Here is a 24,710-nt window from a genome sequence, read left to right as displayed (position 1 = left end):
GGCGCCCGCACGCCGGGCATCCACAGCGCCGATGCCGACCATCACCAGCGAGGAGGCTGCCCGCCGCGGGCGACGGGAACCGCTATGGACGCTGTTCCGGGTCGTGTGCGGCTTGTCGGCGCTGTCGTGGGGCGGCCTCGCGTTGATGGCGCAGCTCGAGCATCACTACGTCGAACGCGAGGGGCGGCTCTCGCGCGTGGCGTTCTCGGATCTGATCGCGCTCGCGTGGATGGTGCCGGGACCCGTCGGCTGCAACGTCGCCGTGCAGCTCGGGCACGCGCTGCGCGGGCGCGCGGGCGCGTGGGTCGCCGGTGTGGCGAGCGTGCTGCCCTTCTTCACACTGATGACGCTGTTCGCGATCTTCTACCGCACGCCCGTCGTGCATACGATCGCGTCGCAGACACTGTTGCATCACTTCAGCGTCGTGCTCGCGACACTGATTGCGCTCACCTGGTACAAGCAGACGCGCGCGCTGGTGCACGGCAAGCTCGAATGGGCGGCGGCGCTGCTCGGCAGCATCGCGCTGCTCTATGCGCACAGCGCCGCGGCGTATGTGGTGATGCTGGGAGCAGCCTTCGGCACCGGCTGGTTCGCGAGCCCGGAGCGCGACTCGCGGCTGGCAGTGTCGCTCCGGCGCGGCGATTATCGGCTGCTGGCCGCGCTCGGCGTGCTGCTCGTGCTGTTTGCACTGCCGCTGCCGCATCGCTATGACCTCGCGCTGCTGTGGCCGCGCCTCGCGGGTGCCGGCATGACGCTGTTCGGCGGCGGCTTCTCCGCGTTGCCAGTGCTGAAGACGCTGTTCGTCACGCCGGGGGTCGGCGTGTCCGATAACGACTTCACGCTCGCGTTTACGCTGTCGCCGTTGTCCCCTGGTCCGCTGCTGAACGTGGTGCCGTTCTTCGGCTATCTCGTCGATGGCTGGCTCGGCGCGCTGATCGCAACGCTCGCGCTATTCGTGCCGTCTGGCTGCCTCGTCGTGCTCGCGCAGCGGCATCTGCATCAATTGAAGGTGAACCCGCGCTTCGAGCACGGCATGAGAATACTGCGCGCGGTTACGACCGCCTTTCTCGCGGTCGCGGTACTGCGCATTGCCGCGCATGTACCGCTGGAACCGATCTACCTGTTGACCGCGACGTTCTCCGCGATGTGCTTCGCGAAGCTGAAGGTGCCGGTGTACGCCGTGTATGCAACGGTGGCGGTGGCGTGCGGCTTATGGCTCGCGTACGGCGTCACGACGTGACGCGTCGCGGGCCGCACGAAGCCCGTGGTGCCGTTGGCGATCGGCGGATCAGAATCCGCGCGACAGCACCGCGACGCCGATCGTCACGACGCCCAGCACGAGATTGATCAGCACGAGACGGCGGACCGTACCGACCGCCCGCGCGCCGTCGGGCCACTTCTGCGCCTGCACCGCGCGGCGAATCCGCGGATACACGGCGAAGCGGATATGCCCGAAGATCAGCATCATCACGATGCCGAGGCCGGCCATCGCATGCAGCGGCCACGTTGCATGACCGCCGCCGAACTGCATCAGCAGGAAGCCGCCGCTAATCAGAATGACGAGCACCGACACCCCGACCCAGTTGAAGAAGCGGCCAAACACCGACTCCCACAGCGGCAGGCGCAGTTGAGGCGACAGATCGCCGAGCGCCGGACGCAGGCAGAAATGCGCGAACACCATACCGCCGACCCACACCGCCACCCCGAGCAGATGCAGAAAAAGCGCGACTTCGATAGCCTTGTTCATGTAGTTTTCCTCTCCCGACGACGCCACACCGTTTTGGACACTTGATCCCGCTCAGCAGCAACTGAGCGCGTTCGACCATACGTGATACAGGCAGTTCCGGGTATCGACGTCTATTGCATCGTATCTTGTCGTTGTGATCGCGCCACCTTCATCTGGCCGCGACGCCGCCGCACCCCGTTTGCTTCCAACCCTTCTCGCGACGGACTTTTTGTGACAGACCGCGAGCGCCCCGCATGCTAGCAGGCACCCGTGGCTTTCCAGCGTCAAACTTGGTTAAATCGACTCCACTAAGCCGGCAGCACCGGACGCATGCCGTCGAGCTTCAGCTTGCTGTCAGGCGCGCGACCCTTGCGCGCACGCTTGCCGACATGCGCCGCAAGCTCGGCGCCGGCCAGCTTCTCCTCGTCGACGCGGCCGCCGCGGCGTGTGCCGATCAGCATCAGGCCGGCCTTGTCGATCGCGAGCGCCTGCACCAGCGTCTCGTTGTCGTCGAGCGCCATCAGCGTGACGCCACGACCGCCGCCCGACAGCGTCTTCATCTCGTCGAGGCCGAACACCAGCAGACGCCCGCCCGACGACAGACACCCGACCTGCACCGCATCCGGCAGCATCGGCATCGGCGCGAGCGGTGCGGCGCCGGCGTCGATCGTCATGAACGACTTGCCGGCCTTCACGCGGCTCACCATGTCGCCGACCTTGGCGATAAAGCCGAAGCCGTTGCTCGACGCGAGCAGCAGCGCCTGGTCCGCCGACGCCGCGTAGTAGTGCATCAGATGGCTGCCCGATTCGAGCTCGATCAGCGAAGTGACCGGCACCCCGTCACCACGCCCGCCCGGCAGTTGCGCCACCGCGACTGAATAGACGCGCCCGTTGCTGCCCCACGCGATCAGCGTATCGGGCGTGCGGCACTGGAACGCCGCGTAGAGACCGTCGCCAGCCTTGAAGCTGAAGCCCGCGACATCGAGCCCGTGGCCCTTCAACGCGCGCACCCAGCCCTTCTGCGACACCACCACCGTGACCGGTTCGTCGACCACGCGCGCTTCGAACGTCGCGCGCTTTTCCTGCTGGATCAGCGTGCGGCGCTCGTCGCCGTACTGCTTCGCGTCGGCTTCGATTTCCTTGATCAGCTGGCGCTTCATCGCCGGTTCGCTGCCGAGCAGTTCTTCGAGCTTGGCCTTCTCTTCGCGCAGTTCGGCCAGTTCCTTCTCGATCTTGATCTTCTCGAGACGGGCCAACTGACGCAGCCGGATTTCGAGGATGTCCTCGGCCTGACGGTCCGTGAGGCCGAACGCGGCCATCAGCGCGACCTTCGGCTCGTCCGATTCGCGAATGATGCGGATGACTTCGTCGATATTCAGGAAGACGATCATCCGGCCTTCGAGAATATGGATGCGGTCGTCGACCTTCGACAGACGATGCCGCGTGCGGCGCGTGACCGTCGCGAAACGGAACGCGATCCACTCGTGCAGGATTTCGCTCAAGCCCTTCTGACGCGGCCGGCCGTCGCCACCGACCATCACCATGTTCAGCGGCGCGTTCGATTCGAGGCTCGTATGCGCGAGCAGCGTATTGACGAACTCGGTCTGATCGATGCGGCTCGACTTCGGCTCGAACACGAGACGCACCGGCGCGTCCTTGCCCGATTCGTCGCGCACCGCGTCGACGAGCGCGAGCAGCGTCTGCTTGGTCTGCAACTGCTCGGGCGTCAGCGCCTTCTTGCCGAGCTTGATCTTCGGGTTGGTCTGTTCTTCGATTTCCTCGAGCACCTTCTGCGCGGCCGTGTTCGGCGGCAGTTCGGTGATCACGAGCTGCCACTGGCCGCGTGCGAGGTCTTCGATCTTCCAGCGCGCGCGCACCTTCAGGCTGCCGCGGCCGGTTTCGTACGCGGCGGCGATTTCCGCCTCGCTCGAAATGATCTGGCCGCCGCCCGGGAAGTCCGGACCCGGCACATGCTGCATCAGTTCCGCGTGAGAGAGCTTCGGATGGCGGATCAGCGCGACCGCGGCGCTTGCGACTTCGCGCAGGTTGTGCGACGGAATTTCCGTCGCGAGACCGACCGCGATGCCCGATGCGCCATTGAGCAGCACGAACGGCAGACGCGCCGGCAGCACCTTCGGCTCGTCGAACGAGCCGTCGTAGTTCGGCATGAAGTCGACCGTGCCCTGGTCGATTTCGCTGAGCAGCAGCTTCGCGATCGGCGTCAGACGCGCTTCGGTGTATCGCATCGCCGCCGCGCCGTCGCCATCGCGCGAGCCGAAGTTGCCCTGGCCGTCGATCAGCGGATAGCGCATCGAGAAGTCCTGCGCGAGACGCACGAGTGCGTCGTACGCGGACTGGTCGCCGTGCGGGTGATACTTACCGAGCACGTCGCCGACCACGCGTGCCGATTTGACCGGCTTCGCGTTGTCGCCGAGGCCCATCTCGTTCATCGCGAACAGGATGCGGCGCTGCACCGGCTTCTGGCCGTCGCAAACGTCCGGCAGCGCGCGGCCCTTGACCACGCTGACCGCATACTCGAGATACGCGCGCTCCGCGTAGTTGCCGAGCGTCAGCACGTCGCCGTCCGACGGCGGCTCGTTGAAAAGGTCGAGAGTGTTATCGTCGTCCATCTAGATTCCGTGTCCGTGTTTGGCTTGAAGTGTCGTATGCCGCATCGAGGCGCAAATGCGCTCAGATGTCCGCTTCCACTTCGTTGCCCTTCTCTTCGAGCCAGCTGCGGCGCGACGCCGCTTCGCCCTTGCCCATCAGCATCGTCATGCGCGCGACGGTCGCGTCGTAGTCGAGTTCACCGAGCGCAACCGGTTGCAGGCGGCGCGTGTCGGGATTCATCGTGGTGTCCCACAGCTGCTCGGCGCTCATTTCACCGAGACCCTTGAAGCGGCTGATCGACCACTGGTTGTCGCGCACGCCGTCCTTGCGCAGCTTGTCGAGAATCGCCTCGAGTTCGCCTTCGTCGAGCGCATAGAGCTTCTGCGCGGGCTTCTTGCCGCGCGCGGGTGCATCGACGCGAAACAGCGGCGGCCGCGCGACGCACACATGGCCACGCTCGATCAGCTGCGGGAAGTGCTTGAAGAACAGCGTGAGCAGCAGCACCTGAATGTGGGAGCCGTCGACGTCCGCATCCGACAGAATGCAGATCTTGCCGTAGCGCAGATTCGACAGATCGACCTTGTCGTCCGGATTATGCGGATCGACGCCGATCGCTACCGAAATGTCGTGCACCTCGTTGTTCGCGAACAGACGATCACGCTCGGTTTCCCACGTGTTCAGCACCTTGCCGCGCAGCGGCAGAATGGCCTGGTATTCCTTGTCGCGGCCCATCTTCGCGGAGCCGCCCGCCGAGTCACCCTCGACGAGGAACAGCTCGTTGCGTCCGATTTCCGTCGATTCGCAATCGGTCAGCTTGCCGGGCAGCACCGCGACACCCGAGCTCTTGCGCTTCTCGATTTTCTGGCCCGCGCGCGTGCGCGCCTGGGCCTGTTTGATCACGAGGTCTGCGAGCTTCTTGCCGTGCTCGACGTGCTGGTTCAACCACAGTTCGAGCGCCGGCCGCGCGAATGACGACACCAGCTTGACCGCGTCGCGGCTATTCAGGCGCTCCTTGATCTGCCCTTGAAACTGCGGATCGAGCACCTTCGCGGACAGCACGAACGACACCCGCGCGAACACGTCTTCGGCAAGCAGCTTCACGCCTTTCGGCTGCAGGTTGTGCAGCTCGACGAAGCTCTTGACCGCCTGATAGAGACCGTCGCGCAAACCCGACTCATGCGTGCCGCCCGCGGGCGTCGGAATCAGGTTCACGTACGACTCGCGCGTGAGCGGCCCTTCCTCGCTCCACGCGACGACCCACGCTGCGCCCTCGCCTTCGGCGAACGTCTCTTCGCTCGAACGCGAGCTTTCCGCATAGCGCTCGCCCTCGAACAGCGGAATCAGCAGATCGCTGCCGTTCATGCCTTCGAGCAGATAGCCGCGCAGGCCGTCTTCGTATTTCCAGCTTTGCTGCTCGCCGGTCTTTTCGTTGACGAGCGTGACTTCGACGCCCGGCAGCAGCACCGCTTTCGAGCGCAACAGACGCTGCAACTCGCCGAGCGGCAGGTTCGGCGAATCGAAGTACTTCGGATCGGCCCACGCGGTCACGCGCGTGCCGGATTTCTTGTCGGCCTTGGTGGCGGCACGCACCTGGAGCGGCTTCGCGACGTCGCCGTGCGCGAAGCTCAGTTCGGCCACCTTGCCGTCGCGCCAAACGGTGACGTCGAGCCGCGTGGACAGCGCGTTCGTGACCGACACGCCGACGCCGTGCAAACCGCCCGAGAACGTATAGGCGCCGCCGGCGGCCTTGTCGAATTTGCCGCCCGCATGCAGGCGCGTGAAAACGATTTCGACGACCGGTACGCCCTCGTCGGGGTGCAGGCCGAACGGAATGCCGCGGCCGTCGTCGTCGACCGAGACCGAATGGTCCGCGTGCAGTGTGACCGTGATTTGCCGGCCGTAGCCGCCGAGGGCTTCGTCCGATGCGTTGTCGATGACTTCCTGGATGATGTGCAGCGGATTCTCGGTGCGGGTGTACATGCCGGGTCGTTGCTTGACCGGCTCAAGACCCTTCAACACCTTGATCGACGCTTCGCTATACGCGGCGTTTGGCTTTTTCGTAGACATGATTGACTCGGTGCGTCGGTTCATCGTTGTCCACAGGTCCTGTGGACAGGGCCGTGGACAATGCGTTGAGTTTTCAAAAAAAGCGAAACGAAACAACAGGGTTAGGCGGAGTGCCCGCAGTGCGGGCAAGCTGTTTTGTTGCGCGGCTTCCGCTGGCGCGCTCAGAGGCCGGGCATCGACGCTCAGCCCGCCGGGGAAGCCTGTTCGCGGGGTATTGTACTGATTTCGATCACGGCGGCAATTGACGTCGCGCTGAATTGGCCGACTGGATAAGGCGCGGCGGGCGCTGGGGGACATGCGCCGGAGGATGGACGTCTCGCGGGACGGCGGCGCAATGGCTATCGGCGGGTAGCGGCGGAACTGCACGGACGTGCGCCCGCTGAACATTCAATGCATGCGCAGCGGCGTTCTCTATTGTTTTCGTGCCGCCCGCGCATGCTGCATCAGCTCATGCGCGAGGAAGCGCGCCATGCGGCGCGCGCACCGCGTTGCGTCACTTGACGCGGTTTTCCAACTCGTCCCACCGCTCGAGCGCGAGCATCAGCTCTTCGTCGATCTCGGCATAGCGCTCGGTCAGACGCGCGCCTTCGCGTGCATCCTTCGCGAACACCGAGCCGTCTTCGAGCTGCGCGCCGATCGCCTTCTGTTCGGCTTCGAGGTCGGCAATCATTTTCGGCAGCGCCTCCAGTTCGCGCTGCTCCTTGAACGACAGCTTCGCGCTGCGCTGCGCATTGCGGCCCGTGGCGCTTTCCTTCGGCGCCGCTTCTTTCGGCGCTTCCTTGCTCGATTCCTTCTGTGCTTCGAGCGCGAGTTGCTCCGATCGATCGCGCTGCGTCTGCCAGTCCGTGAAGCCGCCGACGTATTCGCGCCACTTGCCGCCGCCTTCCGATGCGATCACCGACGTCACCACGTTATCGAGAAACGCGCGGTCGTGGCTGACGAGCAGCACCGTGCCGTCGTAATCGATCAGCAGTTCTTCGAGCAGTTCGAGCGTCGGAATGTCGAGGTCGTTGGTCGGTTCATCGAGCACCAGCACGTTGGCCGGACGCGCGAACAGACGCGCGAGCAACAGCCGGTTGCGCTCGCCGCCCGACAGCGACTTGACCGGCGAACGCGCGCGCTCCGGCGCGAACAGGAAGTCGCCGAGGTAGCTCATCACGTGCTTCTTCTGGCCGTTGATTTCGACCCACTCGCTGCCCGGGCTGATCGTGTCGGCGAGACTCTTTTCCAGATCGAGCGCAGCGCGCATCTGATCGAAATAGGCGACCTGCAGATTGGTGCCGACGCGCACATTGCCTTCATCTGGCGCGAGTTCGCCGAGGATCAGCTTCAGCAGCGTGGTCTTGCCCGCGCCGTTCGGACCGACGAAGCCGATCTTGTCGCCCCGCATCACCGTGGCCGTGAAGCGGTCCACCACCGTGCGCTCGCCATAGCGCTTCGTCACGTCCGTCAGTTCCGCGACGATCTTCCCGGACTTCTCGCCCTGACCAACGTCGAGCTTCACGTTGCCTTGCACGTTGCGGCGCTCGGCGCGCTCGTTGCGCATCTGCACGAGCCGCGCGATGCGCCCCACGCTGCGCGTGCGGCGTGCCTCGACACCCTTGCGAATCCACACTTCTTCCTGCGCGAGCAGCTTGTCGAACTTCTCGTTCTCGATACGCTCGACTTCGAGCTGCTGCGCCTTGCGCGTCTGGTACGCGGAGAAATTGCCCGGATACGACAGCAGCCGCCCGCGATCGAGTTCGACGATGCGCGTCGCGACGCGGTCGAGAAACGCGCGATCGTGCGTGATGAACAGCAGCCCCGCGCGCAGCGACACCAGCAGGTCTTCGAGCCAGCGGATGCCGTCGAAGTCGAGATGGTTGGTCGGCTCGTCAAGCAGCAGCACGTCGGGCTGCACAACGAGCGCGCGCGCGAGCGCGGCGCGCTTTTGCATGCCGCCCGACAGCGAGCCGACGCGCGCTTCGCCGTTCAGGCCGATCTGCTGCAGCGTGGTCGCGACGCGGGTGCTCCAGTTCCATGCGTCCGCGGCGTCCAGCGACGATTGCAGCGTGTTCATGCGCGCAAGCAGCGCGTCGTGCTCCGCGCCTTCCGGCGTGTCGGCGAGCTGATGCGCGACCGCGTCGTATTCGTCGAGCAGCGCGCGCGCCTCGGTGAGACCGGCGGCGACCGCGTCGAACACGGTGTCGTCGGCGTTGAACTCGGGCTCCTGCGGCACGTACACCGTGCTCAGATGCTGTTGACGCGAGACGAGGCCGTCGTCGGGTTTGGCCAGATCGGCGACGATCTTCAACAGCGACGACTTGCCCGCGCCGTTGCGCCCGATCAGCCCGACGCGCTCGCCCGCTTCGAGCGAGAAATCCGCGTGGTCGAGCAGCGCGACGTGACCGAACGCGAGCTGGGCTCCGGTAATGGTGTAAAGCGACATGGGAATGGGAGAAGACAGCGATGAGTCGGAACTGCTCATTGTACCGGGCGCGGGGCCGGTCGCAGGGATGCCTGGGGGGAGATGCGTGCAAGGCGGCGTGCAACGCAATCGGTGCGGCCGGCGACACCCGCGCGCCGGCCCGGCTTTTCGAACAATGGCTTACTTCACATGCACCGTGATCGTCTTGCTCATCTGCGGCCCATACGAGCGATGCGAGCCGTCGCCGAATTGCAGCGTCAGCGTATGGTCGCCCGGCGGCAGCGTCAGATCGGTTTCGGTCTGGCCTTTGCCGAAGTGCAGCGACTTGTCGGTCGCGGCGATAACCTCGCCTTTCGGCAGCGGCTTGCCGTCGACCAGCAGATGATGATGTCCGGTGCCCTCCGTCATCGTGCCGGCAGGCGCGATCTTCATGCCGTCGAGGCCGAACACGACGTGCACCGGGTTGGTGACGGTCGCCCCGTCCGCCGGTTGCACGAAGGTCACGCCCTCCGCCTGCGCCACGCCCGACACGGCGAGCAATCCTGCCGCCACGATGCCGACCAACCGTCTGTTTTTAAACATCGTTTTCTCCTTTGGAAGCGAAACTGGTCCACGCGATACCGCCAGCAGCCTGATCCTGAGACCGATCGTCGCAATCCATGCCAGGCGGGCGCCACATCTGTCGAATCAGATAGCTTGCAGAGCAAAGCGTACACGCTTTGTGTGACGAGACCGGTCGCCGCGAGCCCGGGCCTCGCGGATGCGTTGCGACCGCGGCGCACAGGTCGTCTGCGGCTGAATTGACTAATTCCGGTAATATTGCGGGTCGCCGCGCCGCCCCATAAAGGGGCAGAGCAGCCGGCCATTGCATTGAACGAGAGAGTGTGTCGTGAGTGAAGTAATCGAAGTGACGGAATACAAGAGCTGGGTCTGCCTGATTTGCGGCTGGATCTACAACGAGGAAGACGGCTTGCCCGAAGAAGGCATCGCGCCGGGCACGCGCTTCGCCGACATCCCGGAAGACTGGCGCTGCCCGCTGTGCGACGTGGGCAAGGCGGAGTTCGCGGTAGTCGAGTTTTAATGTTGTCATGACGTCGGGCGATGGGCGCGGTTGGGTGCCCTTCGCCGGATGGTCAGGTGGTTTGCACGGCCCGGCAGGCGATGTCTGCGGGGCCGTTTCTTTTTGAGGTTGTTGGGGCGCGCGGGCCGGTTGCTGGCTTGGCTCTCCTTTTGCCCGCGCCGGTTTGATATACTCTGCGCTCGCCGGTCAGTGTGGACTCACCGAGTCCTCGCCGATCTGTCCGGCCCGGTCCTCTCCCTGTAGTTCAATGGATAGAACAAGTGCCTCCTAAGCGCTAGATACAGGTTCGATTCCTGTCAGGGGGACCAGGAACTACCGCCAAAGCCGCTACGGGCTTGACTGGCGGGCTTCTCAGGTCGTTTGTAGGTACTACATTGGTTGCTACAATGGGTGCTACATGGCCTTGCTGCGTCTCTCCTCTATCATCTCCGTGAAGCTCAAATACACGCGGCCCAAAGCGGGCAGCACTCTGCTGCTCTTCAAGCGTCGCATTCCCGATGACATAAAGCCGTTGCTACCTGCTGAGTCCAAATACGCGGGCAAAGCTCACTACGTGGTTTCGCTGCAGACATCGGATCCACGCGTTGCAGCGCCAAAGGTCGCACAGTTGGTCAAGCAGACCGACGAAGATTGGGACCGGTTGCGCAATCCCACGCGGGCGGCGGCCTCGCTGGGCAATCCCGACCGGGCGGGGGACCTGCAGGTAGCTCGGGAATTGCTGGCGAACTATGGCATCGACCCGGCAAACACCCAGGAAACCCCCGAGGGTGCGCTGTGGGCATTTCAGGATCTTCTCGAGGCCCAGTTACCCCAATCGGTCCTGGAAAGCGAGCACATCACGGAGGGACGCCAACTCGACCAGCACCTGTCCCCGATCCACGCTGCCGCGCTCCAGATGATGCAAGGGCGCCTCAAGATCACCATTGCCGATTGCCTCGACCAGTACATAAAGGCGCGTCCCGATACGGAAAAGGACGCCCGGATGATCTTCGGCTACCTCGTTGCTTTTCTGGGGGAACGCTCGGGCATGCCTGCTGCGAGGGTTGAGGGTCGCGACCTGCCGAGCATACGGAGGCACGATGCAAACGCCTTCGTAGAGTGGCTACTTGCTGGCAAGCATTCCCGGGATAGGAAGTCGGTTCGCACATCCACCGTCGAACGCTACCTGCGCACGCTCACAGCCGCATTTAATCGGGCGATCAAAGAAAACGAGTTGGGGAGCGCCAATGTGTTCGCTGGTATTGAGATTCCGAAGGCGGGCGAGGATGTAGAGAAGCGCGATCTTCTTTTTTCTTGATGGCGGCGCGAGCAAGACCATTGGGTTCTTCTTAGCCTGCGCAGGATTTGCCGTCGCCGTAAAGGCGAAAGACGTCCACTACGTAGTCATACATAGCGCATCGGGTGAATCTCGAGCTACCCAGAGTACCGACAGGGACGCTATCGACCGAATCATTGCAGCGCTCAACGAGTCGATCATTGCCAGGGGCTAACTTTGTAGACCGCCTGCTGTTCCTGGTGATCACTTCAGTACATTTTCAAGAAAATTCCATGAAACACCCACTCATCGCTATTTGCATTGCGACAACTACGGTCTTCAGTGCACCTGTTTTTGCGAACTGCTTCGGCAGTCCCGCGATGCAAACCTGTACCGACGACAGCGGGAATAGCTACACAGTTAATAGGCTTGGCAACATGACGATGGTTCAGGGGACTAACGCTCAAACCGGCAGTTCGTGGAACGAGACCGCCACCACATACGGGAATACGACCCAAATAAATGGCCAAGCAGCGAATGGGGCAAACTGGAACGAAAACATTACAGAACTCGGAAACGGCAATCGAGTGATCAGTGGAACGAATGCGAGCGGCCAATCGTTCTACAAAACTTGCAACGCCTACGGTTGCAATTGAAAAATTTGGTAACTGATACAACAGCCTGCAGGTTAATCAATCAATTCAATCATCCGTGCGCGAGGCGTGGGTGGCCTTCGAGACTGCTCTTGGGCGCGAGAAACTAACTGTTTAATTTGGATTAAATAATGCGCAATACCGCAGTACTCGCAATAGCGACAATCTTCCTCGCAGCATGTGCGGACACCGGCCCCGTTCCGATCGGACAAGATGCGTACACGGTGTCAGTGCGTGTTCCGTTCTCGGGCCCCTCTGGAGCGAAGGGTGATGCGCTGAAAGAGGCAAACACCTTTTGTGTTTCGCAAGGCAAACGACTCCTACTGCAGACACAAAATTCTTACGAATGTGCTTTGCACGGCGGATGTGGGGAGGCAGAGATTACGTTCCTGTGTTTGAACGAGAACGACCCACGTTATCAGGCCAATTACCAAATGCGCAAGGATAATGGCGTCACCACTATCGAGAATAAGTGAAAATGAAGCGCTTGATTACTGTTGCGGCAACCATGGTTTTGACTGGGTGTATCGCTGCTCCCGAACTTGATCTAAGTAAGGTTGATTCGACGTGCGCACAACGTTGCTCGTCGGAATACTCAAATTGCACCACAGGATTCAAGCTTTTCCCCTTAATCGAACAAGCCCATTGCAATGAAGCGCTCAAGGTGTGCGTTGCGGCTTGCACACCCGCTCAGACTGTCACGGGCAATGCAACTTCTGCTCAGAGGCTGACCGAACTGAAGACCTTGTACAAGCAGGGCCTGATCAGCGAAGAGGAATACGAGACGAAAAGACAGGAGATTCTAAAGACGATGTGATAGCGGTTCGGTGGTGCATGTTGCCTTCGCCACGCTTTTTCTTCGTTTCGCATGGAGCAAAAGACCGGTACCTTCGGCCGCGCCCTTGCTTTCAAAAAACCCGCTAAACCTTTGCTGCCGTTGTTGTTGAAGCGGCTTCGTGAGTGCCCCTCCCACAGAAAATTCGAAAAGACCAGAGGAAAGGACTCCCGCCCCGCCTCCCGGGGGTTCCGCAAAGCGGGCGCATGTGTTTCCCGAGATGATTGACGCCGGGGCGGGGGCTGGGGTCCGGATTCGATTTCCTCCTCGCACCCGTGCGGGTCGGTTCTCGTTCAAGGGGCGAGGCTCACCATGGAAAAGCTTGGCGACGGGTACTACAATTCCGCTCCCTGAGGTACTACATGGGCTGACTGCGGCATTGGCGGATTTCCCATGGCATTTTGCTGAAACCCTTGCTAGTATTGATCCTCAGCCCTACAGGCGACCCCAACTTCTCCCCCGCCATTTCGTTAATCGAACCCTGTCAGGGGGACCAGATAGCTTCCCGGCGTTGCCCGCAAAAGTATTACAACATGGGCTCCAACAGCGCTGACTAATCGCCGCGAATGTGAATCTCCATCGTCCCGCTCAGTTCTTCTGGTAGTTGGTCCTCGTTGCCGTCGCCGGACAGCGGTTCGGAAAGCTCGATTCTGCCCGATGACCACGCTGTCCAGAAACCAATCGTGGAAATAGCCCCAAGCCTTCAGTATTTCCTCTGTCATCTGCTGGATCGATCGTTCGTGAAACAGCTAAGCGCAAAAAAGAATCTCGACCTTGCGAGTTCGACGACGGTGATCGCGAAACGCGTCTGAGGCGACGCCAGTCCAACGGCCCCGTTATTTTTGCATCGGCCGACGCAGACTTTGCTCGTATATCGAAGGATCGACGACGTTCATGTGATCCTTTGGGCGTTCACCGAATACTCGCTCGAAGTCCTCGGCACCCAGAATGTCGGCGGCGTCGTGGAGAAAAGACGAATAGGCCTGATTGAGCTCCGAGGCCGACGGAGCATCGCTACCCTGCGGGGCGTATTGCAAACGCTCGACCTGCACCATAAATGCGTGGCGATGATTCATCAACGACTTGATCTTCGCCTGCGCGTCGGGACCCTTCAAGGTCGCCTGAAGATGCTCCTGAAAATCGTCGACATCGGATTCCTGATGTGCTGACTTCATGGCGTTACTCCCGCTTGGTGTCGAGCACTGAATCTTTTTGCTCGCCCATGCAGCATGCTGCTTGCCGTACGTTCCGAAGATCGCGTTGCTCAACCAGTAGCCCCTGGACGCGCGCACCGTAGCTGGAGCCGCTCCAGCGCCGCCGGTCGCCCAAAGAATCTGGTTCGACAGCTGATGGCATACACCATCGCGACCATAGCTGAAGATCGTTCCACGAGCGGCCGGATCGATGTTGGAGTCCACATCGGGCTTACATAAGCAACTAGCATAAAGCAGATTTGCCGCGCCGGAAGCCAGAAAACCATCCGCACTGACCGGCGTCCCACCTCGGGCGTGGAAGCTGCCCCAGCTGTACCAATAATGCTCGCCCGCGAGCAGGACATCCGCCAGCGCCGGATATATCTTCACGCGGCTGTCGTAAGTCGTGACCCAGGTGTGATCGACCACGGAATCCTGGAAATACGCCGGAACGGACCATGCGAACAATGTAACGGCGCTCATTGCTCCACCTTTTTGTCCGGTCGCATCACGGCGCTGCCGCGCGAAGGCCGCCCGAAAAGCCGGTAAGAACTTTACTCAGCTAAAAAGTTATACGCGCTCAGCGGTACTAATTTCAAGGACACGAAGAACCGCCGAGGCGACGCAGGCCATCAGGCCGGCCGCTGCGGAATATTCAGGCCGCGCGCTACCGCCGGACGCTCGACGAACGCAGCCAGCACGCGCCGCACGTTCGGGAAGTCCTGAATGCCGACCAGCTCTCCCGCCTCATAAAAGCCGACCAGATTGCGCACCCACGGGAAGATCGCGATATCGGCGATCGAATACTGGTCGCCCATCACCCAGGCGCGTCCGTCGAGGCGTTGTTCCAGCACGCCGAGCAGCCGCTTCGATTCGGCGATGTAGCGATCGCGCGGACGCTTATCCTCGTATTCCTTGCCGGCGAATTTGTGGAAGAAACCGACCTGGCCGAACATCGGACCGATGCCGCCCATCTGGAACATCACCCACTGGATCGTCTCGTAGCGCCCAGCGGCGTCCTTTGGGATCAGCTGGCCGCTTTTGTCGGCCAGATAGATCAGGATCGCGCCCGATTCGAACAGCGGCAGCGGTTTGCCGTCGGGACCGTGCGGATCGAGGATCGCCGGAATCTTGTTGTTCGGGTTCAGCGACAGAAACGCCGGCGTCATCTGATCGTTGGTGTCGAAGCGCACCAGATGCGGCTCGTACGGCAAGCCGGTTTCCTCGAGCATGATCGAGATTTTTACGCCATTGGGCGTCGGCAGCGAATAGAGCTGAATCCGGTCCGGATGCTCGGCCGGCCATTTCTTCGTGATCGCGAAAGCGGATAAATCGGTCATGGGTTCGGGTCGCCCTAGGGTCAGAAATTGCAAGACCGCCCAATATAAACCGACTCGCCACAACGCGTGCGAGGCCGCGCGAAGACCTTACAGACGCCGCGGCAACAGCGCCGTTCGCGATCGGCGGATCACCACAAGTCCTTCGTCGCCGTGCCCGCGCGCAGGTTGAAGCCCTCTCGCCACAACGTCGCGCCGACCGTCACCAGCAGCGTCTTCTCGGTGCCGTCGAGCAGTTCCCACGCGGCCGCAAGCCACGTCGCGAAGCTCGCACAGGTCGCTTCGAGATCGGGCGGCGCCTTGCCTTCCAGGTACTGCCGTTCGAACATCGAAAGTATCTTTTCGGGTGTCATTGGCGCGACCTCCTGCTGGGATTTGCGCCAAGTCTAAAGGGCTCGCGGCGCGTGCGGAATGCCCATCATCGTGATCACGGGTTACTCCCAGGCCGGCCGCCGCGCGAGCGTCAGCCGCGACCCAAACAGTGAAATCGGACTGGCGCGCTCCGATCTGCACCGTCCGAAAAACAAAGGCGCCGCGACAGTCGCGACGCCTCGCCGTTACGGCAACCTACGCCGAACGGGGTCAGTGATGACCGCGCTTTGCATTGTCCTTGGCGTCCTCCTTCGCATCGCCATAGGCCTTCTGCACCTTGCCGGCGCCCTGCTGCACATCGCCCTTGAGTTCCTTCGCGGGGTCGTTCGTGGCCTTGCCGACGGCCTCGTTGACCTTGCCCTTGACCTGCTCGCCAACGCCCTTCACTTGATCCTTGTTCATGTTCGGCTCCCATATGCGTAGTCGACAGAGATGCCGGCGCGGTATTCCGCCGGTATGTGGGAATCAGCAACGGCTGTTCCCGGGGGCCGTGCCGCGCGCGGCGCGGCGCCATCGTCGAATGCCGATGGGCGATCGGGCAAATTTTTTATCAAATTAGGCCTAAAGTCTCGCCGCGCACCGCCGTAAATGCGTTCAGGGAGGAGTCATGGACCATACGGACACTACGATTTCGGGATCATCGCAAGCTGCGTTGATCGACCACGATATCGCGCACATCGCACGCGTGATGCACGTATCGCTGCGTGGCGATTTCGGCGGTCCGATCCTGCCCGCCACCTATTGGCGCAAACGGCTGACCGCGCTGGTCGACAGCGGCCAGCTATCTCCCGCCCAATTGGATAAAGTCGACAGCCTGCTGCTGCAGCTCGATCGGCTCGCCTCGACGCCGCTGCCCGAATGGGAACGCTTCGCGCCCGCTCCGACCTCGCGATTCGAACCGGCTCAGCCGGCGAAGAAGGCGAAGTCGGCCTGATCTCGCCAGCCCACACACTGCCTCACCGCTCCTACGCCGCCGACAATCACAGCAACGCGACATATCGCGAAAAAATCCTGATCAATCCGCGCTAAAAATAGGGAAAGGGGACGACCTTAGGTCATAATGTCCGCAAAAATTCCCAGCCAGGACGCCACGTGACCCTCGTCGCCCCATTCGACCTGCTCAAGCAGGCGCGCGCCCGTTTCACCCAACGCGAAATCGCAGCCCATGTCGGCAAGGACATCAAGACGGTGCGTCGCTGGGAAAAAGGTGAAACGCCTTGTCCCGCGATGCTCGAACCCGCGTTGCGCGATCTGCTGCGGCAAGGCGCGCGTGAGGCGCAACAGGCGGGCGACACGGCGCGCTTCCGCTTCATCGATCTGTTCGCGGGTATCGGCGGCATTCGGATGGGCTTCGAGGCGCACGGCGGCGAATGCGTGTTCACCAGCGAGTGGAACGAATTCTCGACGCGGACTTATCGCGAGAACTACGGTCAGAACTACGGCGACAGCGCCGCGAGCGGCGGCGCGCACGCGCTGATCGGCGACATCGTCACGTTTCCCGCCGAGGACGTGCCGAGCCACGACGTGCTGCTCGGCGGCTTTCCGTGCCAGCCGTTTTCGATCGCCGGCGTCAGCAAGAAAAACGCGCTTGGCCGGCCGCACGGTTTCGAATGCACGACCCAAGGCACGCTGTTTTTCGACGTCGCGCGGATCATCGCCGCGAAGCGCCCCGCCGCATTCCTGCTTGAAAACGTGAAAAATCTGCTGTCGCACGACAAGGGCCGCACCTTCGACGTGATCCTGCAAACGCTGCGCGACGAGCTCGGCTACGAAGTGCACTACCGCGTGATCGATGGCCAGCATTTCACGCCGCAGCATCGCGAGCGCATCATCATCGTCGGCTTTCGCGGCAAGACCGCGTTCACGTGGGACGACCTGCGGCTGCCCGACGAGGGTCCCCGGCTCGGCGCGATCCTGCATCGCACGGACGGCACGGAACCCGTGCTGCCGTGGGACCATGACCGCTTCTTCGACCACGCCGCGCGCCGCGTGCAGCCGAAGTACACGCTCACCCCGAAGCTGTGGGCGTATCTGCAGAACTACGCGGCCAAGCATCGCGCGGCGGGCAACGGCTTCGGTTTCGGCATGGCGTATCCAGATAGCGTGACGCGCACGCTTTCCGCGCGTTATCACAAGGACGGCTCCGAAATACTCGTCTATCAGGGCGAGGCGCTGCGCCCGCGTCGTCTGACGCCACGCGAATGCGCGCGGCTGATGGGCTTTCCCGACACCTTCAGGATTCCGGTCAGCGATACGCAGGCCTACCGGCAGTTCGGCAACAGCGTCGTGATGCCGGTGATGCGCGAAGTGGCGCGTATCATGCTGCCGCATGTGCAAACCCTGCTCGCCCACCCGACCCGCGATGCCTCGAAACACTCCCTGCCGCTGTACGCCTGAGCGGCCGCGCGACCCGTTGGCCCTCTGACGATGGTCGATATCGTCGATAGCGCGACGCGCAGCCGGATGATGTCCGGCATTCGCGGCCGCAACACCAAGCCGGAGGTGCTGATCCGCAGCCTGCTGCATCGGCGGGGTCTGCGCTTCAGGCTCGACGCGCGCGATCTGCCCGGCCGCCCCGACATCGTGCTGCCGCGTTATCGCGCCGTGGTGCTTGTGCATGGCTGCTTCTGGCATGGCCACGACTGTCATCTGTTCAAATGGCCGCAGACGCGGCCCGACTTCTGGCGCGACAAGATCGGCCGCAATCGCAGCAACGACGACAAGGTGCGCGCCGCGCTGATGGCGAGCGGCTGGCGCGTCGCGGTTGTGTGGGAATGCGCTTTGCGGGGTGCGAATCGCGATATCGCGGGTGTGATCGAGCGGCTCGTCGCGTGGATTAGAAGCGACGCGCCGGAGTTCGAGGAACGCGGCTGAAACCACACGCGGGCTGCCTTGTGCGCGAGTCTCCGGCCGCTGGTGCTACACTCGAAAAGCTCACCCGGCATGCTTTCGAGATACCTTCGAGGCACGCTTCGGCGGCGTTTTCCGGGTGCTTTCCCGGCGCTTTCACGGCACGTCCTCACGCGCTCCGGCATGCCGCGAGATGCGCCTCGCCGCCGGGACATCGCGCACTCCGACGATCCCAGAAGCAATCAACAAGGGAGGCACATCATGGCTGACTTCCGTCTCTGGTCCGACGACTTTCCCAACAACGGCTTCATGCCGAGAGACCACGAGTACAACGACAAGGCGTTCGGCGGCGACGGCGAAAACATCTCGCCGTCACTGCAATGGGAAGCGCCACCCGCGGACACGCAAAGCTTCGCGCTCACCGTTCACGATCCCGACGCGCCGACCGGCAGCGGCTTCTGGCATTGGGTCGTCGTCAACATCCCGGCCGACGCGCGCTCTTTGCCGCGCAACGCCGGCAAGGCCGACGGCTCGTTGCTGCCGCAGGGCGCGATACAGTTGCGCAACGACTATGGGACAGTCGGCTTCGGCGGCGCCGCGCCGCCGCGCGGTGATCGCACGCATCGGTTTATTTTCCGGCTGCATGCGCTGAAGGTGCCGCATCTGCCGGTCAGCGCGGAAACCACCAACGCGGTCGCGCGCTTCATGACGCATCTGAACGAAATCGACTCGACGACCCACACCGGCCTTTACGAACTTAAATGACGCGAGCGCGGCGCCGGCGCGCTGGTAACGCCGCCGCCGCGCCGACCGGTATGCCAAGAGCGGCCGGCGCGTGAGCCGCGCACAGGCGCGGCAACATCTCCGACAAATCGAACAATCGATGCACGCACCCTCCCCGCGCACGGATGGCCCGACGCCCTCCACTCCCCGCTTCGAAGGCAAGGAACTAGGCCTGCCGGTTCCACAACGCTACTGGGCGATGCTCGTCATCGCGCTGTCGCTGACGCTCGCGGTGCTCGACAGCGCAATCGCCAACGTCGCGCTACCGACGATCGCGCGCAATCTCAACGCGAGCGCCGCTGCGTCGATCTGGGTCGTCAACGCGTATCAGCTCGCGATCACGATCTCGCTGCTGCCAATGGCGTCGCTCGGCGACCGCATCGGCTATCGGCGCATTTATCTATCCGGTCTGATCCTGTTCACGGTCGCGTCGCTCGGCTGCTCGCTGTCGAACTCGCTCGCGACGCTCGCGCTCGCGCGCGTGGTCCAAGGCTTCGGCGCGGCCGGCATCATGAGCGTGAACACCGCGATCGTCCGCATGATCTATCCGCCGGCGCAGCTCGGGCGCGGCGTCTCGATCAATGCGATGGTGGTGGCGGTGTCGTCGGCGGTCGGACCGACGGTCGCATCTGGCGTGCTCGCGATCGCGACGTGGCCGTGGCTGTTTGCGATCAACGTGCCGATCGGGATCGCGGCGATCGTCGGCGGCTTCAAGGCGCTGCCGATGAACCCCGGCCACGAATCACCGTATGACTATCTGAGCGCGGTGATGAACGCGATCGTGTTCGGCCTGCTGATTTTCGCGGTCGATGGCCTCGGCCACGGCCAGCGCTTCGGCTACGTGACGCTCGAAGCACTCGGTGCTCTGGTGGTCGGCTACTTCTTCGTGCGCCGGCAACTGACGCGGCCCGCGCCGCTGCTGCCGATCGACCTGCTGCGTATTCCGGTGTTCGCGCTGTCGATCGGGACGTCGGTCTGCTCGTTCTGCGCGCAGATGCTCGCGTTCGTGTCGCTACCGTTCCTGCTGCAGGAAACGCTCGGTATGTCGCAGGTCGAAACCGGTCTTTTGATGACGCCGTGGCCCGCGATCATCATCGTCGCGGCGCCCATTGCAGGGGTCCTGTCGGACAGGATATCGTCCGGCTGGCTCGGCGGCGTCGGGCTCGCCGCGATGACGGTCGGCCTGCTGCTGCTCGCAACGCTCGGACCTCACCCGGACGCACTGCAGATTTCGTGGCGCATGGCGCTGTGCGGCGCGGGCTTCGGCATCTTCCAGTCGCCGAACAATCGCACGATGCTGTCGTCCGCGCCGCGCGAACGCAGCGGCGGCGCGAGCGGCATGCTCGGCACCGCGCGCCTGACCGGGCAAACGCTCGGCGCGGCGCTGGTCGCGCTGATCTTCGGCGTCGCGCCGCAAAGCGGGACGGTCATCGCGCTGTATGTGGCCGCGGGGTTCTCGGCGGTCGCGGCGGTCGTCAGCACGATGCGGGTCATGCAGAAGGCGACGCAGCCGGCTTGAGGGTTGTGGCCGCGTTGTGGCTGGGTTTGTGGCCGCTCGACGCGCAACGCACCCACGAAAAAGGGCGCGCATCGCACGACGCGATGCACGCCCTTTTTGCTTCGATCTTCGTTGTCACTTCATTCACGACGTGACCGGCCCACGCATCGCCCGCCCACGCGCGGGCCGCGACTGTCCGCTCAGGACGATGCCGTCACGTCAGCGAGCTTTACCGCTTTGGCCGTCACCGAAGAAGCGGTCGCGACGTGGCGCAGATCGTCCAGGAAGGTATCGCGCCAAACCGACAGATTGTTCTCGCGCATCGGCTCCATCATGTCCGCATGACGCGCCTGACGCTCGGCGAGCGGCATCGACAGCGCGCGTTCGAGCGCTTCGGCCATCTGCGACAGATCGAACGGATTCACGACGAGCGCGCCCGGCAGCTGCTCGGCCGCGCCCGCGAATTGCGATAGCACGAGCACGCCCGGATCGGCCGGGTCCTGCGACGCGACGTACTCCTTGGCCACCAGGTTCATGCCGTCGCGCAGCGGCGTCACATAGCCGACCTGCGACTGGCGGAATAGCGCCATCAGCAGATTGCGCTCGTACTTGCGGTTCAGATACTGGATCGGCGTCCAGTCGAGTTGCGCGAACCGGCCGTTGATGCGGCCCGCTTCGCCTTCGAGCGTCTGCCGGATGCGCTGATAAGTCTGCACGTCCGCGCGGGTCGGCGGCGCAATCTGCACGAGCGACACGCGGCCGTGCCAGCCCGGCGCGTTCTGCAACAGCCGCTCGAATGCCTGGAAGCGCTCGACCAGCCCCTTCGAATAATCGAGCCGGTCGACGCTCATGATCAGCTTGCGCCCGCGCATGCCGTCACGCAGGCTGCGCACCGCCTTGCGGTCGGTGAACTGCTCGGCGGCCTTCGCGATCGCATCCGGATAGATGCCGATCGGGTACGCGCCGACCTTCAGGAAGCGGTTGTACGCGTGCACCATGCCGTCTTCGCTCGACGTGCCGTGGTGACCGCGCTCGATATAGTCGACGAACGACTGGCGATCCGCCTCGGTTTGAAAACCGATCACGTCGTAGCTGCACATCGCCTTGACGAGCTCTTCGTGCGGCGGAATCGTGCGCAGTACCTCGGGCACCGGAAACGGAATGTGCAGGAAGAAGCCGATCGGGTTCTTCACGCCGAGATCGCGCAGGCAACGCGCGAACGGCAGCAGATGGTAGTCGTGCACCCAGATGATGTCGCTGGGCTTGAGCAGTTCCTTCAACTGCTTCGCGAGCGTCGCGTTGACGCGCTGGTAGCCCGCGTAGTCCTCGCGGTTGTAGCGGGACAGGTCGTTGCGATAGTGGAAGGTCGGCCACAACGTGGTGTTCGAAAAACCGCGGTAGTACTCGTCGTAATCGCGCTTGGTGAGGCCCACCGTCGCGTAGGTGACGTTGCCCTGCTTCTCGATCACGGGCGCGGATGGCTCGCTGACCGTTTCGCCGCTCCAGCCGAACCAGACGCCGCCGGTTTCCTTCAGTGCGTCCAGCACGCCGATCGCGAGCCCGCCCGCTGCCGGACGCGCTTCCTGAATCGGTGCGACACGATTCGATACCACGATCAATCTGCTCATTAGTGCTCCATTGTTTCGTTGTATGCGGAATTGCGCCAAAACGGTGCATGCAAGCAACGTGCCGATATTTGAGATATCGGAAATAAAGCTGTATGGAAATGTGACAAACGAGCTAATCCCCGCAATCATCACTTATTGCGAAGAAAATTTTTCTGTTAAATCTGACCAAAGCGGAGGTCTTCTTACCGGCGTCATAGTCGCCGGAACACTCCGCCCGCGTACTGCGCTGCGTCAGGCGTCCTGTTCCGAGCCGAGATCGCGCTGGTATTCGAGGCCTTCCTGACGCACCCCGCCCTGGTTGTGCTCGCCGTCCGGCGGCGTATGCGGGGCGATCCGGTTCTGCGCGGCCGGGTCCGGCGACTCCGCCGGTTCAGTCTTGACATCGGCCGGCCGTGGTCCGCGCTTGGAGTGCCGCGCGGAACGTCGCAATGCGGGGTGTCTCATGATCGTGCCTCCGGGGGAAGCCTGCCGCTTGTTGCGGCATCCCTACAGTCTAGGGGGCGAAACCGTAAATTGCCGGTAAAACATGCGCCGGCTTTGTAACAAGTACAGCAATGCACTGCAGCGGACCAAGGTCCGCTGCAGTGCGGGGGCGGTTGGATCGAGCGCGCGATCGTACGTCATCGAGGGTCGCATCAGCGTTGCGGTGGTCGCGACCGTCGGACGGCGGCTTGAGGCGTTTGGGTTGGCTGCGGCGGCGGATCGCCGATCGGCGGCGTGACCGGTTCCACGGGTTCGATCGGCTCGGGTGTCGGGCCGGGAATCGTGTCGGGTTCGGCCGGGTTCGGCGGCGTGGCGGGAGGCTCGACCGGTTCGGGCCGGTGAGCGCGCAACGGCCCGGACGGCGGGGAAACGGCAGCGGAATGCGGCAGGTGCGGCATGTCGGTGACCTCGTTTTGCGTTCCACTGGAGCGCAGCAAGGCCTGTGCCGTTCGGATGCCCGCCCAGAAGCCCGGGCGGGCGATCGCTGATGATGCAGATGACGCGCGAACGAGCGCGAATCAGGCGTCCGCGTCGCCGAGCGCGCGTGATTCGTCGGTGGGATCGCCGTCGTCGCGCGCATCGTTGCCGTACTCGACGAGCCGGTTGTACAGCGTCTTCAGGCTGATGCCGAGAATTTCCGCGGCGCGCGTCTTCACGCCGCCGCATTGCTCGAGCGTCGCCAGGATCAGCTGACGGTCGGCCTCCGCGAGCGAGGTGCCGAACGGGATCGTGATCGCGGTGCCGGTCGCGGGCTTCGATAGCGTGATCTGCAACGGCACGGTCGCCGTGGTATCCGAATCCGCGCTCGACATGATGTGCGCACGCTGCACGTAGTTTTTCAGCTCGCGCACATTGCCCGGCCACGGATACGACAGCAGCATCTCCTTCACCGCGACCGGGAAATGCTTCTTCGTGCCGTGACGCTCGTTGAGCTCATCGAGGAACGATTGCGCGAGCAGTTCGACGTCCTTGCCGCGATCGCGCAGCGGCGGCAGGCTGATCGGAAACACGTTCAGCCGGTGGTAAAGGTCCAGCCGCAGCTTGCCTTCGAGCACCGCCTGCTCGGGATCGCGATTGGTGGCCGCAATCAGGCGCACATCGGTTTCGATTTCCTTGGTCGTGCCGACACGCATGAACATGCCGGTCTCGAGCACGCGCAGCAGCTTCACCTGCAGCTCGATCGGCATCTCGGTGATTTCGTCGAGGAACAGCGTGCCGCCGTTCGCGCGCTCGAAATAGCCCTTGTGCTGCCGGTCAGCGCCGGTGAACGAACCGCGCTCGTGGCCGAACATTTCCGACTCGATCAAGTTCGGGGAAATCGCGCCGCAGTTGACCGCGAGGAACGCGTGCTTGCGGCGCAGGCTCAGCTCGTGCAGGGTCTGCGCGGCGACTTCCTTGCCGGTGCCCGATTCGCCGACCAGCATCACCGAGGCCGCCGTCGGCGCGACGCGGCTGATCTGGTCGTAGACCTCCTGCATCGCCGGCGAATTGCCGAGCATCAGACCAAAGCGGCCCATGCGGCGCAACTCGCCGCGCAGCGTGCCGATCTCGGCCTTCAGGTCGCCGGCGCGCGGCAGACGCGACAGGATCGCCTTCACCCGCTGCATGTTGATCGGTTTCACGAGGTAGTCGGCCGCGCCCATTTTCAGCGCGCTGACCGCCGACTCGACCGTTGCGTGACCGGTGATCACGATCACTTCGACGCCGGAGCGCGGATCGAGATCTTCGAACAGATCGACCCCGCTGCCGTCGGGCAGCTTCAGGTCGGTAAATACGACGTCCGGCATCTGCCGGATCAGTTGAATACGCGCTTCGCGCAGATCGCCCGCGGTGGCGGTGGTCAGCCCGTCTTCCCCAATGATGGCGGAAAGCGCCTCGCGGGTACTTGCGTCGTCATCGACAATCAGTACATGTGGCATCGCGTTTCGAAAG

Annotated in this window: 25 protein-coding genes and 1 tRNA gene; 13 read left to right on the top strand and 13 right to left on the bottom strand. The window is 63.2% G+C overall.

The annotated features are described in order from the left end of the window. Positions 1 to 31 precede the first annotated feature (31 nt). Positions 32 to 1,240, top strand: coding sequence for a chromate transporter (locus AB3X89_RS18755; RefSeq protein WP_368584598.1), 1,209 nt, complete (start codon positions 32 to 34; stop codon positions 1,238 to 1,240). Between the two features lie 48 nt (positions 1,241 to 1,288). Here AB3X89_RS18755 and AB3X89_RS18750 read toward each other — a convergent pair whose 3' ends face one another. The 5 genes from AB3X89_RS18750 to AB3X89_RS18730 all read right to left on the bottom strand — a co-directional run bounded on the left by AB3X89_RS18750 (position 1,289) and on the right by AB3X89_RS18730 (position 9,392). Next, the gene (locus tag AB3X89_RS18750; protein ID WP_013088820.1) at positions 1,289 to 1,747 is read right to left on the bottom strand and encodes a CopD family protein; all 459 of its coding nucleotides are present in this window, start codon (positions 1,745 to 1,747) and stop codon (positions 1,289 to 1,291) included. A 287-nt stretch (positions 1,748 to 2,034) separates the two neighbouring features. Next, positions 2,035 to 4,356: a DNA topoisomerase IV subunit A gene (gene parC / locus AB3X89_RS18745; protein WP_368584597.1), complete on the bottom strand. Its 2,322-nt coding sequence runs from the start codon at positions 4,354 to 4,356 to the stop codon at positions 2,035 to 2,037. A gap of 61 nt (positions 4,357 to 4,417) precedes the next feature. Beyond that, the gene (locus AB3X89_RS18740; protein ID WP_368584596.1) at positions 4,418 to 6,403 is read right to left on the bottom strand and encodes a DNA topoisomerase IV subunit B; all 1,986 of its coding nucleotides are present in this window, start codon (positions 6,401 to 6,403) and stop codon (positions 4,418 to 4,420) included. Between the two features lie 493 nt (positions 6,404 to 6,896). After that, on the bottom strand, positions 6,897 to 8,831 hold the full coding sequence (locus AB3X89_RS18735) for an ATP-binding cassette domain-containing protein (protein WP_368584610.1): 1,935 nt from the start codon (positions 8,829 to 8,831) through the stop codon (positions 6,897 to 6,899). Between the two features lie 159 nt (positions 8,832 to 8,990). Next, on the bottom strand, positions 8,991 to 9,392 hold the full coding sequence (locus AB3X89_RS18730) for a DUF4399 domain-containing protein (RefSeq protein ID WP_368584595.1): 402 nt from the start codon (positions 9,390 to 9,392) through the stop codon (positions 8,991 to 8,993). A gap of 307 nt (positions 9,393 to 9,699) precedes the next feature. On the opposite strand from AB3X89_RS18730, the gene AB3X89_RS18725 reads away from it, so the two are divergent. From AB3X89_RS18725 to AB3X89_RS18695, 7 genes are all read left to right on the top strand, one after another. Further along, a complete protein-coding gene (locus tag AB3X89_RS18725; RefSeq protein WP_013088815.1) occupies positions 9,700 to 9,891 on the top strand; it encodes a rubredoxin in 192 nt (63 codons plus the stop codon). 233 nt (positions 9,892 to 10,124) lie between these two features. Further along, positions 10,125 to 10,199 (top strand) — tRNA-Arg (locus tag AB3X89_RS18720). Positions 10,200 to 10,288: 89 nt separating this feature from the next. Next, positions 10,289 to 11,188 (top strand): DUF6538 domain-containing protein, encoded by a 900-nt coding sequence (locus tag AB3X89_RS18715; RefSeq protein WP_368584594.1) that lies wholly within the window; start codon positions 10,289 to 10,291, stop codon positions 11,186 to 11,188. Further along, complete coding sequence (locus AB3X89_RS18710) at positions 11,172 to 11,381, top strand: DUF6232 family protein (protein ID WP_368584609.1); 210 nt, start codon at positions 11,172 to 11,174, stop codon at positions 11,379 to 11,381. Before AB3X89_RS18715 ends, AB3X89_RS18710 begins: the two co-directional genes overlap by 17 nt. Before the next feature lie 58 nt (positions 11,382 to 11,439). Continuing rightward, on the top strand, positions 11,440 to 11,802 hold the full coding sequence (locus AB3X89_RS18705; protein ID WP_368584593.1) for a hypothetical protein: 363 nt from the start codon (positions 11,440 to 11,442) through the stop codon (positions 11,800 to 11,802). Between the two features lie 128 nt (positions 11,803 to 11,930). Further along, entirely contained in the window at positions 11,931 to 12,275 is a 345-nt protein-coding gene (locus AB3X89_RS18700; RefSeq protein WP_368584592.1) for a hypothetical protein, read from the top strand. Positions 12,276 to 12,277: 2 nt separating this feature from the next. Further along, positions 12,278 to 12,616 carry an SHOCT domain-containing protein gene (locus tag AB3X89_RS18695; protein ID WP_368584608.1) on the top strand — a complete coding sequence of 113 codons (339 nt, stop codon included), beginning with the start codon at positions 12,278 to 12,280 and terminating at the stop codon, positions 12,614 to 12,616. Positions 12,617 to 13,470: 854 nt separating this feature from the next. On the opposite strand, the gene AB3X89_RS18690 is transcribed toward AB3X89_RS18695, so the two are convergent. From AB3X89_RS18690 to AB3X89_RS18675, 4 genes are all read right to left on the bottom strand, one after another. Then, the gene (locus AB3X89_RS18690; protein WP_368584591.1) at positions 13,471 to 14,310 is read right to left on the bottom strand and encodes a hypothetical protein; all 840 of its coding nucleotides are present in this window, start codon (positions 14,308 to 14,310) and stop codon (positions 13,471 to 13,473) included. A 149-nt stretch (positions 14,311 to 14,459) separates the two neighbouring features. Then, a complete protein-coding gene (locus tag AB3X89_RS18685) occupies positions 14,460 to 15,167 on the bottom strand; it encodes a glutathione S-transferase C-terminal domain-containing protein (protein ID WP_368584590.1) in 708 nt (235 codons plus the stop codon). A 128-nt stretch (positions 15,168 to 15,295) separates the two neighbouring features. Beyond that, positions 15,296 to 15,517, bottom strand: coding sequence for a hypothetical protein (locus AB3X89_RS18680; RefSeq protein ID WP_368584589.1), 222 nt, complete (start codon positions 15,515 to 15,517; stop codon positions 15,296 to 15,298). Between the two features lie 229 nt (positions 15,518 to 15,746). Further along, a complete protein-coding gene (locus AB3X89_RS18675; RefSeq protein WP_013088810.1) occupies positions 15,747 to 15,938 on the bottom strand; it encodes a CsbD family protein in 192 nt (63 codons plus the stop codon). A gap of 205 nt (positions 15,939 to 16,143) precedes the next feature. Here AB3X89_RS18675 and AB3X89_RS18670 point away from each other — a divergent pair, with 205 nt between their 5' ends. From AB3X89_RS18670 to AB3X89_RS18650, 5 genes are all read left to right on the top strand, one after another. After that, on the top strand, positions 16,144 to 16,470 hold the full coding sequence (locus AB3X89_RS18670; protein WP_368584588.1) for a hypothetical protein: 327 nt from the start codon (positions 16,144 to 16,146) through the stop codon (positions 16,468 to 16,470). Positions 16,471 to 16,628: 158 nt separating this feature from the next. Then, the gene (dcm, locus tag AB3X89_RS18665; RefSeq protein WP_368584587.1) at positions 16,629 to 17,933 is read left to right on the top strand and encodes a DNA (cytosine-5-)-methyltransferase; all 1,305 of its coding nucleotides are present in this window, start codon (positions 16,629 to 16,631) and stop codon (positions 17,931 to 17,933) included. 30 nt (positions 17,934 to 17,963) lie between these two features. Beyond that, the gene (locus AB3X89_RS18660) at positions 17,964 to 18,410 is read left to right on the top strand and encodes a very short patch repair endonuclease (protein ID WP_368584586.1); all 447 of its coding nucleotides are present in this window, start codon (positions 17,964 to 17,966) and stop codon (positions 18,408 to 18,410) included. 237 nt (positions 18,411 to 18,647) lie between these two features. Beyond that, the gene (locus AB3X89_RS18655; RefSeq protein WP_013088806.1) at positions 18,648 to 19,151 is read left to right on the top strand and encodes a YbhB/YbcL family Raf kinase inhibitor-like protein; all 504 of its coding nucleotides are present in this window, start codon (positions 18,648 to 18,650) and stop codon (positions 19,149 to 19,151) included. A gap of 118 nt (positions 19,152 to 19,269) precedes the next feature. Continuing rightward, entirely contained in the window at positions 19,270 to 20,688 is a 1,419-nt protein-coding gene (locus AB3X89_RS18650; protein WP_368584585.1) for an MFS transporter, read from the top strand. 179 nt (positions 20,689 to 20,867) lie between these two features. Here the strand turns inward: AB3X89_RS18650 and otsA are convergent, their stop codons facing one another. From otsA to AB3X89_RS18630, 4 genes are all read right to left on the bottom strand, one after another. Further along, positions 20,868 to 22,295, bottom strand: a complete 1,428-nt coding sequence (gene otsA, locus AB3X89_RS18645; protein WP_368584584.1) for an alpha,alpha-trehalose-phosphate synthase (UDP-forming) — start codon at positions 22,293 to 22,295, stop codon at positions 20,868 to 20,870. A 231-nt stretch (positions 22,296 to 22,526) separates the two neighbouring features. Next, a complete protein-coding gene (locus AB3X89_RS18640) occupies positions 22,527 to 22,739 on the bottom strand; it encodes a hypothetical protein (RefSeq protein ID WP_013088803.1) in 213 nt (70 codons plus the stop codon). Positions 22,740 to 22,930: 191 nt separating this feature from the next. Continuing rightward, positions 22,931 to 23,176, bottom strand: coding sequence for a hypothetical protein (locus tag AB3X89_RS18635; RefSeq protein ID WP_368584607.1), 246 nt, complete (start codon positions 23,174 to 23,176; stop codon positions 22,931 to 22,933). 120 nt (positions 23,177 to 23,296) lie between these two features. Continuing rightward, on the bottom strand, positions 23,297 to 24,697 hold the full coding sequence (locus tag AB3X89_RS18630) for a sigma-54-dependent transcriptional regulator (protein ID WP_368584583.1): 1,401 nt from the start codon (positions 24,695 to 24,697) through the stop codon (positions 23,297 to 23,299). Positions 24,698 to 24,710 lie beyond the last annotated feature (13 nt).

This window comes from Paraburkholderia sp. BR14320 (assembly GCF_040948665.1).
Classification (GTDB): Bacteria; Pseudomonadota; Gammaproteobacteria; order Burkholderiales; family Burkholderiaceae; genus Paraburkholderia; species Paraburkholderia youngii.
Note: the sequence above shows the minus strand (reverse complement) of the source record. Positions and strands in the feature narration are given on the sequence as shown.